Source organism: Dietzia sp. DQ11-44, from assembly GCF_014145205.1.
Lineage (GTDB): Bacteria > Actinomycetota > Actinomycetes > Mycobacteriales > Mycobacteriaceae > Dietzia > Dietzia natronolimnaea.
Genome location: NZ_JAALEC010000735.1, coordinates 1 through 10,808, shown reverse-complemented (window position 1 = coordinate 10,808; position 10,808 = coordinate 1). Strand labels below are relative to the sequence as shown.

12 protein-coding genes are annotated in these 10,808 nt (G+C 62.6%); 7 read left to right on the top strand and 5 right to left on the bottom strand.

Annotation, left to right across the window (positions count from 1 at the left end):
- Both G6018_RS16560 and G6018_RS16555 read right to left on the bottom strand, forming a co-directional pair.
- On the bottom strand, nt 1-238 hold a 238-nt coding region (locus G6018_RS16560), incomplete at its 3' end, for a dioxygenase (protein ID WP_277817796.1).
- Between the two features lie 129 nt (nt 239-367).
- On the bottom strand, nt 368-1,384 hold the full coding sequence (locus G6018_RS16555; protein WP_182640224.1) for an IclR family transcriptional regulator C-terminal domain-containing protein: 1,017 nt from the start codon (nt 1,382-1,384) through the stop codon (nt 368-370).
- Nucleotides 1,385-1,609: 225 nt separating this feature from the next.
- On the opposite strand from G6018_RS16555, the gene G6018_RS16550 reads away from it, so the two are divergent.
- From G6018_RS16550 to G6018_RS16520, 7 genes are all read left to right on the top strand, one after another.
- A complete protein-coding gene (locus tag G6018_RS16550) occupies nt 1,610-2,950 on the top strand; it encodes an aromatic ring-hydroxylating dioxygenase subunit alpha (RefSeq protein ID WP_182640223.1) in 1,341 nt (446 codons plus the stop codon).
- Complete coding sequence (locus G6018_RS16545) at nt 2,947-3,546, top strand: aromatic-ring-hydroxylating dioxygenase subunit beta (RefSeq protein ID WP_182640222.1); 600 nt, start codon at nt 2,947-2,949, stop codon at nt 3,544-3,546. The genes G6018_RS16550 and G6018_RS16545 overlap by 4 nt, the downstream gene beginning before the upstream one ends.
- A gap of 1 nt (nt 3,547) precedes the next feature.
- Complete coding sequence (locus G6018_RS16540; protein ID WP_187701174.1) at nt 3,548-3,853, top strand: hypothetical protein; 306 nt, start codon at nt 3,548-3,550, stop codon at nt 3,851-3,853.
- Complete coding sequence (locus G6018_RS16535) at nt 3,850-4,593, top strand: type 1 glutamine amidotransferase (RefSeq protein ID WP_182640221.1); 744 nt, start codon at nt 3,850-3,852, stop codon at nt 4,591-4,593. Before G6018_RS16540 ends, G6018_RS16535 begins: the two co-directional genes overlap by 4 nt.
- The gene (locus G6018_RS16530) at nt 4,586-6,097 is read left to right on the top strand and encodes a glutamine synthetase family protein (protein ID WP_182640220.1); all 1,512 of its coding nucleotides are present in this window, start codon (nt 4,586-4,588) and stop codon (nt 6,095-6,097) included. The genes G6018_RS16535 and G6018_RS16530 overlap by 8 nt, the downstream gene beginning before the upstream one ends.
- A 75-nt stretch (nt 6,098-6,172) precedes the next feature.
- Entirely contained in the window at nt 6,173-6,493 is a 321-nt protein-coding gene (locus G6018_RS16525; protein ID WP_182640219.1) for a 2Fe-2S iron-sulfur cluster-binding protein, read from the top strand.
- Nucleotides 6,490-7,755, top strand: coding sequence for an FAD-dependent oxidoreductase (locus G6018_RS16520; protein WP_182640218.1), 1,266 nt, complete (start codon nt 6,490-6,492; stop codon nt 7,753-7,755). Before G6018_RS16525 ends, G6018_RS16520 begins: the two co-directional genes overlap by 4 nt.
- 259 nt (nt 7,756-8,014) lie before the next feature.
- Here G6018_RS16520 and G6018_RS16515 read toward each other — a convergent pair whose 3' ends face one another.
- From G6018_RS16515 to G6018_RS16505, 3 genes are all read right to left on the bottom strand, one after another.
- A complete protein-coding gene (locus G6018_RS16515) occupies nt 8,015-8,938 on the bottom strand; it encodes a hypothetical protein (RefSeq protein WP_182640217.1) in 924 nt (307 codons plus the stop codon).
- 137 nt (nt 8,939-9,075) lie between these two features.
- Nucleotides 9,076-9,405 (bottom strand): Lsr2 family protein, encoded by a 330-nt coding sequence (locus G6018_RS16510; protein WP_182640216.1) that lies wholly within the window; start codon nt 9,403-9,405, stop codon nt 9,076-9,078.
- A 467-nt stretch (nt 9,406-9,872) separates the two neighbouring features.
- Nucleotides 9,873-10,589, bottom strand: a complete 717-nt coding sequence (locus G6018_RS16505; protein WP_119699253.1) for a DUF3800 domain-containing protein — start codon at nt 10,587-10,589, stop codon at nt 9,873-9,875.
- Nucleotides 10,590-10,808 lie beyond the last annotated feature (219 nt).

The following is a 10,808-nucleotide window of genomic DNA, read 5'->3' as shown; positions in this document are numbered from 1 at the left end:
TGAGCCACAGCGGCCACTCGCCGCCCTCGCCGACCTCGATGAGCCACTGCTTGAGCACGCGGTACTCGTCGTAGGTGACCTCGTGCTCGTAGATGACCTCGGACAGCTTGGTCAGGACATCCTTGTAGATGGCGGCGGCGCGCTCCGGGCTCGTGTCGGACGAGAAACGGACGCCCTTGAACTTGTCAGTGGCGGCGGAGCCGGAGCCGGCGGCGGTGGGCACTGCGGTGCTGGGCATGATTCTCCTCGTCGTTCACGAATAATATGGCATGCGTCACAATCGACAAGGCGATAGTGGCTGTGTCCGCAAGCATCCGAAATGCGAGGGGTCCAGATTCCACGAAGAGGAACAGGCGTCCCTCTCGTCTCAGGCGAGCTTCTGTTCCAGGTCCCTCTTCGCCTTCTCGAGTGATTCCCGGTACCGCGGGATAACTGTCGGGTTGAAGCGGTAGCTGGGGAGCGCGATACCGAGCGCTAGCACAGGGCGCTGGAGGGTGTCGCTCGCAGCTACGGCCAGCCCGCTCACGCCCTGGGCGCCTTCTTCGAAGTTCGTCTCGTAGCCCTTGCGGCGAACCACGGACAGTCGACGCTTCAGCGACCGGATGTTGGTTAGGGGAGAGTTTCTCCAAGGGGGGAACCCGCCCTTGTACAGGTCCTCAACGTGCGGATTCGTCAGGCTGGATAGCAGGGTCCTCCCCCCAGCGGTGGTGTAGGCCGGCACCCGCCGCCACTTGTCATGGGGCACGGCGTCGTCTGCGGCTCCTTCGATGCCGTGCACGAGCCGAACGTAGGGCCCCTCCGGCATCCACACGTGGATGGTCTCTCCGGTGTCATCACGGACTGCCGCGGAAACCGCGCTCAGAGCGGTGAGAATGTCGGACACCGCTAGAGGGCGCACGTTAGTCGCCAACGAGGGGCCGGAGCGATACCGCCTGTCCGGAAGCTGGATCGCCATACCTTCGAGGACCAGCGACCGAAAAATACGATGCGCAGTCGAGGGCGCGACGTCCAGCACTTCAGACGCGTCTTTGACTGACAGGACACGCCCCGCGGAGAGCAGGCGCAGCAACAGCAGTGCCCGGTGGACCGAAGTGAGAGGGGACGCCTCAGCGCACTCGATGGGGGCCACACCCGTAGGAAGGTCACGGCCCACGCCGCGATACCGACCGCGGTCGTCCTTGAGCGCGAATCCGCCGAAGTTGAGCGCGCTCAGGAGTCTGTGCGTGGCAGTGGGTGACCCGCCCACGATGACCGCTGCTCCCCGAACGGAAAGCGAGTCGTGCTCCTCAAGTGCCCGCAGCAATCGGCACGCTCGTCGGACCGAATCGACAGCGCCCGCTCCCGAATCCGACTCGCGCCAGGCAGTGCCCATCATCTTCCTCATGCTTCAGGTCTGTACGAACAGTGTTGAGAGGTTTGGGCCACAGTATCCGTTGTCGTATCGACTAAGTCGAGACTCGTTCGCTGCAATTCCGCGGCGTACCGCTAGGCGGAATACTGACTCCGCCCTCTTCATTTGTGGCCCATATAACTGCACTGTCGACAGTGTTCAGCGCCCCCTCGGCGGCGCCTGGTCACGGCCTCGGGGCCGCTCAACAGGAAGGTAGGCATGAACACTCAGGATGCCCAGACGCGAAGTGCGTTCTCGCCGCGCACCAGCTCACCAGAAGAGCTGCGGTCCCTCGTGCAGGACGAACGCGTCCATCGGACCCTCTACACCGACCAGGAGATCTTCTCAGAAGAGATGACCGCGATCTTCGGTGGAAAGTCGTGGGTTTATCTCGCCCACGAGTCGCAGGTGCCGGAACCCAACTCATTCCTGTCGATCCGGATGGGTCTCCGCCCAGTCATCGTCACCCGGGATCGGCACGGCGAGCTGCACGCGGTTTTCAATCGATGCACTCATCGCGCAGCGACGGTGTGTCGCGAAGAGAGCGGAACCGCGAAGAGTTTTCAGTGTCCGTACCACGGATGGACGTTCCGCAATACCGGCGAGCTGGTGGGCGCCCCGTGGCCCCAGGGATACGGAGCGGACTTCGACAAGAAGGATCACGGACTCCGTCGCGTGGCACGAGTCGAAACGTACCGGGGGTTCATTTTCGGGACCCTCAACGAGGATGCGCCCTCGGTCTCGGAGTGGCTCGGTCATGCGAAGCCCTGGCTCGACTACTGGGTAGACCGAGCCCCGGAAGGCGAGGTGAAAGTACAGAACGCAGCTCACAGAATGGGGTACCGAGGCAACTGGAAGCTCGCGTACGACAACGCCGGGGACGGATACCATCCGTCGTTCTCGCACAGGTCCCTACTCGAGATGGCCTCTCGTATGGGGGACAGCAAAGACATGGCCTACTTCGGCAGGACGCCGGACAGCGGTCCGATGCGTTCCTACCTCCTGGGCAACGGTCACAGCGTTCTCGACCAGCGGGGCAACTATGAGGGCCCGGGCAGCTTCTGGGAGAACCAGCGCCCCCAGCCCGGCCGGGAGCACTTCGAGGAGCACATCAGGAAGAGCTACCCCGACCGTGCCGACGAGCTGCTCGATCTCTGTGTCGGGTCCCAGATCAACCTCAACATCTTCCCCAACCTGCTCATCATCGGCAATCAGATTCAGGTAATCGAACCGCTGGCCGTCGACCGGACCCAACTCACCTGGAACGCCACCAGCATCGGCGGGGTTCCGGAGGAGGTCAACACGATGAGGATGCGTACTCAGGAGGACTTCCCCGCCTTCGGTGAACCTGACGACCAGGCGAACTTCGAAGAGGTTCAGAGAGGACTCTCCGCCCCCGAGGAGGAGTGGATCCTCATGAATCGTGGTCTCAATGTGGAGAACTGGCAGGAGATCGACGAGAACGGAGTGGTCTCCAGTGCCATCACCGACGAGATGCACATGCGCCAGTACTACGACGAGTGGCTGCGCATCATGACGGACGAGGAAGTGAAGCGATGAGTGCGCAGATCCCAGCGGAGTTCTCCGACACGTCCCGGTTCTCCTACTACGTGCAACCGGATTTCTACGATGAACTGAACCGGTTATCGATCGCGTTCAAGCAGGACTGGCCCGAGTGCGACATGGAGACGTTCGCTCGCGTCCAGGGCTTCCTGTCTCGAGAAGCGCTCCTCGTCGACAATGCGCGGCTCAACGACTGGCTTGAACTCTTCGTCGACGACTGCCTGTACTGGGTGCCGATCACCGCTGGTGCAGGGGACCCGAGGTACCAGGTCTCGCACGCTTTCGACGATCGCCGCCGGCTGACCGACCGGGTGTACTGGCTCCGGACGGGACTGGCGTTCAGCCAGCTACCGGCTTCTCGCACCCGAAGGCTCATCACCAACGTCGAGGCCACGCTTGACGAAGAAACCGGCGCGCTCCTGGTGCGGTCCAACTTCGTCATCTACGAGTTCAGGGCGGGCGTCACGAAAACCTACGCCGGGTGGTACGCACACGTGCTCAGAGACCTTGGGGGAACACTGCGAATCCAGATGAAGCAGGCCAATCTCCTGGACTCCGAGCAAGTGCACGAGAACCTCACGCTGGTGTTCTGACATGGATTCCGACTCCACACTTCCAGTGAACGAGAGCCCTTCCGCCCGGATCGAGAGTCTCGAATCGCGGTGTCAGGGTCTCGAGAACAAGGTTCACAGACTCGAGCGCCAGCTCGCAGCCCTTTCCCCGCTAGTCAAGGCGACCAAAGGCCTCCATTTCTGGGATTTCTCGGTCTACGAGGCGCGGCCGGACGCAAGCTGGCTCGCCGTCGACCGAGACGAGGCATCCGGTCTGTTGAGCGCACTTGCAGAGGTCGACCACTGGGAGCCGTGGGATACCCGTATAGAACCGAGGCCGCAGTCATGAAACCCATCGCGATCATCCGTCACGCTGCTGAGACCGGGCCAGGACGGCTCGCCGAGGTGGCGGATCGTAGGGGCCTCCCCACCGCTCTCTACGAGCTCCACCGCGGAGACTCCCTCCCCCCACTCGAGGAGGTCTCCGCAGTGGTCGCGCTCGGTGGTCCCCAGAGTGCCTACCGCGTTGATGAGCATCCGTATCTACTGGAGGAGGAGGATTACCTCCGCGGCGCAGTCGAGCAGCGCACGCCCGTGCTGGCGATTTGCCTCGGGTCACAGGTTCTGGCACGGGCCCTGGGTGGTGCCGCCGAACCTGGCGCAACCGGTTTGGAAGTCGGCGTGATCGACGTGGAGGCGCTTCCGGGGGGTCACGGATTCTCGGGTCGGTACCTCTCGTTTCACTCGGATGCCGCTGTTCCACCGCCTGATGCCGAGATCCTTGCGACCTCGGACCGATACATCCAGGCCTGGCGGATCGGCTCAGCGCTGGCGATCCAGTTCCATCCGGAGATGACCCTGGCTGGCATGGACACGCTGCTCCGGCTCGAAACCGAGAAGCTCGAAACGTACGGCATCGACGTCGCCGAAGTCCAGCGCGAAGTCCACGAGTACTTCGACCACGACTCGCACTTCGCATTCACCCTCCTCAACCAATGGTTCGACAGTTGGGGCGCCCCGTCGTCCCCGGTCGAACCCGTCACCTCACGTCCCACCCACTCCCTCACAAAGGAAACTCTCGATGACTAATACCGTGATCCGCCCCAGCGCAGCGAAGTTCATCGAGCGCCACGACCTCCACACGATGGAGCAACTCGACGCCGCCGAGCACTCCCGGATGCTCGTCAAGGAGCACGGCATCGAAGTGATCCGGCTGGTCTGGCCCGACCAGTACGGTCAGCTGCGTGGGAAGGCGCTCACCGTGCCCGCCTACTTCAGCGCACTCGAAGCGGGCAACGCGATCACGATGGCGCCGTTCTTCTTCGACACCGCCGATGCCATCGTGCTTAACCCCTTCAGCCCGGACGGCGGCTTCGACATCGACGGAGTCGGCGGCAGTCCGAACGTCACCATGGTTCCCGACCCGGGCACCTTCACCCTCGTGCCCTGGGCGTCGCGGACGGCGGTCGTTTTCGCTGATCTGTACATGTCCGATGGCCGTCCTTTTCCCCTCGCGCCCAGGACGATCCTGAAGAAGGCGCTGGCGCAACTGGCGGAGAATAACCTCGCCATCAAGGTCGGGGTCGAGATGGAGTGGTACCTGACCCGAATCGTCGACGATCTGCTCGAATCGTGTTCGCTCGGTTCCCCGGGTACCCCGGCCGATCCCCCGAAGGTGGCCCCGGTCGCACGTGGCTACAACTACCTCCTCATCGACCATCTCGACGAGATCGAGGACGCCCTCAAGCCCATTCGCGATGCCACGCTGGCGATGGGACTGCCGCTACGCTCCTTTGACGACGAATGGGCGCCTAGCCAGGTGGAGACGACGTTCGACGTCCTCGAGGGGCTGCACGCCGCCGACGCCGCCGCACTGTTCAAGATGACGGTCAAGCAGGTCGCGAAGCGGAACGGCTACCTGACCTCGTTCATGTCCACCCCCGCGATCGAGGGTTTCTACGCCAGCGGGTGGCACCTGCACACGTCCATCGTGGATGCAGGAACCGGCCGCAACCTGATGGTTCCCGGCGAAGGAGAGCCCCTCTCCGAACTCGGACAGCACTACGTGGGCGGGACTCTCGCCCACGGCGCCGCGGCTTCGGTGTTCACCACGCAGACCATTAACGGCTACCGTCGCCGGCGTCCGTATTCGCTGGCCCCGGATCGCATGACGTGGGCGTTCGACAACAGGGCAGCGATGATGCGTGTCATCAGCGCTCCCGGAGACCAGGCCTCGCACGTCGAGAACCGTGTCGGCGAGTCCTCGGCCAACCCTTATCTCTACCTGGCGTCCCAGGTGGCGGCCGGCTACGACGGCATCGTCAACAGAACCTCTCCGGGGCCCCTCAGCGAGGACCCCTACAGCGCAGAGGTGCCCCAGCTCCCCACCTCCCTCGCCGAGGCCGTTGACGTCCTCGAGGCGGACAGCTTCTACAGGTCCGCTTTCGGCGACGTGTTCATCGATTACCTCGTGACGATGAAGCGAAGTGAGGTGTCCCGGTACGAGGCGTGGGTCGCCGAGAACCCGGACGAGTCCACCTACGTGAACGGCGTCACCGACTGGGAGCACCGCGAGTACTTCACCCAGTTCTGACCGATACCGACCGCGTGCGGGGGCGCCCACCGCCCTAGGGCGCCCCCGCCGCACCACTCTCCGAGGGTTACTGCAATGCCAAGAATCAATTTCACCGTCCCCGACGGGTCCATTCAGACTGTGGAGGCCAACGAGGGCTCGTCCGTCATGGAGACCGGCGTCCGATTTGGGGTTCCCGGCATCGTCGCCGAATGCGGTGGAGCACTCGCGTGCGCCACCTGTCACGTCTACGTCGACGAAGAGTTCCTCTCCGCCGTGGGCGGGCCGGACGACTTCGAGGACGAGATGCTTGACGACGCGGAGAGCCCGAGGGCGGAGAACAGCCGTTTGTCCTGCCAGATCCGTATGTCGCAGTCCCTCGACGGACTCTCTGTGACGGTGGCGCCGGAGCAATGAGAATCGACGAAGTGTATACGCGATCGACCGGAGTGCTGGTTGTCGGAGCCGGAGAGGCCGGCGTGAACCTTGCGCTGGCGCTTCGCGGCGGCGGATACGAGCCCGCCATCCTGGTGGTGGGGAACGAACCGGACCCCCCATACAATCGGCCTCCCCTGTCCAAGGACTTTCTCAACTCCCTGGTCACGGAGGAGGACCTGAGCCTTCGGGAACCTCAGCTGTACCGCGAGCAGAGGATCGATGTCCTTTCCGGGACCGAGATCGTCGCGCTTGAAGTGGGTGACGCTGGCAGCGGCTCAGCCGAAACCACCGAAGGGTTCATCCATTTCGATCGTGTGGTTCTGGCCACCGGCGCGCGTGCGCGTGAACTGCCTGTACCCGGAGCCCAGCTCGACGGCGTTCATTACCTCCGGGATCTCACCGATGCCCGCCGGCTACGGCACGACCTGGACAGGGCCGAACGGGTCGTCGTCATAGGCGCAGGCTTCATCGGCCTCGAGGCGGCCGCGGTTGTCAACGCCCGCGGGATCCCCGTGACCGTTGTCGGGAGGGAGGAGCGAGTGCTCGAGAGAGTCGGCTCAGCACCACTCTCCGAGTACCTGGTCGCCGCACACGAAAGCGCCGGCGTCGACTTTGTCATGGGCGCGCAGGTGAGTGAGTTGACCGGCGCGGAGGGACGCGTGACGGGCGCCAGGCTCGCCGACGGGCGCACCTTGGCCGCGGACCTGGTGATCGCGGGGATCGGTGCGGTCCCCAATACCGAACTCGCGCGTTCGATCGGCCTCACCTGCGAAGGGGGCATCGTCGTAGACCGACGTTGCCGTACCAGCAACCCCCACGTCCTCGCGATCGGTGACTGTACTACAACGGCCCACCCACACCGTCCGGATTCACTGTTGGCGCTTGAATCGGTTCAGAGCGCGATCAACCAGGCCAAGGTCGCCGCCATGGAACTTCTCGGCGGGGAGGAAGCCGGTGAGACCGTCCCATGGTTCTGGTCGAATCAGGCGAGTCTGAAAATACAGATTGCGGGTGTATCGCACGGTTACGAGCAGGCCGTGGTCAGGACCTCGGAGAAGGATTCCGGACTCACCGTTCTCTACTATCTCGATGGACAGCTCATCGCTGGTGACTGCGTCAATCGACCGTCAGAGTTCTTAGCGATCAAACGCGCCCTCGCCAAGAACATGACGATCGATCCCTCTCTGGCCGTAGACGTTGCTACTCCCCTGAAGAAACTCGTCTCGCCACGTACGGGTTAGACGCCGATTCTCGCTTGGTTTTGCGGAACCCTCGGCTGCGCCTTCGAGGAAGTCATCCTCGCCGGTGAGGCGCCTCACAGGTTGCTGGGTCACCGGTGGGGGAACCCTATCCGAAAGACTGAGGTGGGGCAGCGGTGAAAAGGTCACGCTCCGCATGGACCTGGGGGTATCGGGAAGACCCGCTAAAAGAAGAGAAATTCGTGACCCGGACGCCAGCATGTCATAAGGTCTGATTACCGGCGGATTCGAGTTGGGCTCTTCAGGTTGTCGCGGTGCCGGTTTCCCTCTCTGATTGGAGCCGAGAGCGCATTTCGTATAGTCGCTCACCGGATTCGCTATGCCAACATTCCCATCCTGGAAAGCTGCCGTGGCCGACGACTTCGGTCGCTGCAGTGGAAAGTGATGAGACGATTTTTCCCGTCGACAGTTGGAGTCTGCCATCCTCTTCGACGGTGATCTGATGGGTTTCCCCACTGCGAGGACGAGTCCAGGAGAGGGTCTCTCCGCTTCGGAGCATTCCGGCTTTGAGCAGGTCTAAAACAGACACGCTGAACGACCGTCGCGGTCCTGTTATCGCAGGTTGGAGTGGCCGAGTATTCATGACGGTCTGACCGGCAGCGTCGAGTCTTCCTTCTCGATCGACGTCGAGGTACCTGGTGTTGTCGGAGTCCTCATAAATGCGCACTGAAAGAACGACGAGGGGCAACCCGTTCTCACGCAGGTAGGTCAGCGCGGAACGAGTCCGCTCGTGGAAATTTTCGGCAACCAGAACTACTTGAGGTGTAGTGGCAATTGGTACAGGTTGATCCGTTTCGGTGAACTCCTGCCAATCTCCCCAGAATTGATCGGTACCTTGCGAGTACAGAGTCGCGACTTCTTGAACGTTGGTTGACCGCGCCCACCCTGCGTACTCGAGAACCTGGGCAAGCTGCTGACGGTCGAGGTCTCGTTTAACTTCGACGACGATAGGTCGGCCTGCTTCGTCCAGTGCCAGGATGTCTGGGATGCCGCTGTCGGGAAGGCGGGGTTGTCTAGCAATTCGGAATACCGATGTGTCTAGAAGATCGTCGAGGTTGTTCCAAAGTAGGTTCTCGATGTCCTTTTCGTACAGTCCTTCGCTGGGGGTGTACTGGGTGAAGGTCACCAGGTTGTCGTCTGGATCAGTGATTCGAAAGAGTGCCATAATGATCCTTTTGGTGCTGAGGTCGAACGATGCTCAAGAGTTGATTCCCCCGAGGATGAACTCCTCGTCGTGGGATCTTTCGGATTTAAGTCACGTAGATACATCTGCTCCATTCGCCTCAGGTCGGCGCGCGGAGGCTAATTCGCGCCTGCGTAGGCGTCCATGATGTCGGCGGGGATGCGTCCGCGGTCGGAGACGTCATAGCCGTTGGCGCGTGCCCACTCGCGTACCGCTTTGGTGTTGCCCCCGCCTGAGCGGGCGCGGGATGTCTTGGTTCGGGTCCCGGTCACGCGTCGGCCAGCCTCGATGTACGGAGCGATGGCTTGCCGGAACGCCTCGGCGTTCTCGTCAGAAAGGTCAATGGAGTATTCCTTGCCGTCGAAGGCAAACGAAATAATGTTGGCGGTTTCGCCGAGATCGGTCCCGTCAAGATCGTCGATATAGCGGGTCTGAAAATGCTGAGCCATCGTTATCCCTTTCGTTTGTCGTGGCATCAAGTATGCCCACGGGCCTGAACTCATGACCGTCAACATAATCGGTGTCACAACGCAAACGTGGCTTCGCATCGGGTGAATCGGCTATAGCGCACGTCGCGGCCAGCCGGCCACGTGTCATCCTGGGGGCTGGGTGGTTTCGAGTTCGCCGCTTACGGCCCGGCTATGCATAGTTTGCGCGAGCAAGTCGCCAGTGAGTGCCCACACCATAGGCGGGCGAGCGGTGTTTTCACCGTCCTGACCTGCTAGCTTTACAGAATATAAGTTATCGGCGTTAACATACTGCCGGGTCTGGGTGGTTTTGCGGCGCCTTGTGGCGTGGTGGATCCTATGGCGCAAACTCGTGCGGATCGGTGGCGGCGCGGTACACTAGAGGCACAACGGGCCGGATACCGGAACGTTGCCTGCCGAGGGCTCCCGCGAGGGGGCCCTCGTTTTATTTAGGGCATCCAGGTTCGTTGCCGGTGGGTGTCTTGGTAGATCAGGTGGGCGAGCTTGTCGGTGACGGCTTGCGCTCGGGGGTGCTGATTGCGGACTGCTTGGGCCCGGTGGTGGATGTAGACCGCCATGTCTACGGCCTGTAGGCCGGGTGTGTGGCGTGAGTCGGCGAAGTTGATGGGCGCGGAGATGTACTTCAGGCGGCTGGGTCGGTAGCCGCCGGTGCCGAGGTCCTGGTAGGCGCTGAACTGGTCTTGGTGCTCTGCGCTGGTGGCGATCTCGTCGGCGACGACGATCGCTTGCTCGCCGGCGCCGTGTCGGGAGGTGTAGTCGTCGATCTGCTCGAGTAGGTGTCGGAAGACCACGGTGTGGGGCTGCTGCGGGTACCGGTAGCGGGCGTTGAGGCGTCTGACGTCGACGCCTTCGAAGAGGTAATGCACGCCCGCGTGCTGGGCTGCCTGTAGGACGGCGGTGTAGAGGCCGGCGGCCTCGCGGTGTTTGCCGCGAAGGGTGGCCCACTGCCCCACGCCGCCCATGATCTCGTGCCCATGGAACTCGGCTGCGGGATCGGTCCCGTGTTGCGCGGAGGTCCGCTCGGCGATCTGGGCGTAGAGCCGGTGGAGCTGTTCCCATTGGTCGTAGTCGGCGATCGCCGCCCCGATGTAGTAGAGCTCCTGGTCGTAGGACTCGTCGACATAGGCGATCAGCACGTGATCCATCGTCTCACCCGACTGTGACGGGTTCGCGCGGCACCGACTGCTGTGGCCGAGGCTCCCCTCGACCCTCGCCGTCCAGATGGCGGTTCTGTGACGGCGAGTTCGGCGACCGCTTCGGGGCGCACCGGCGCGACGGGCTGGTTTCAGTAGGGCGCATCCGGTAACGTCGGTAACCGGAAACAGTACCGGTTACCAGTTACCGCAAAGGAAAAGGGGTTGTCG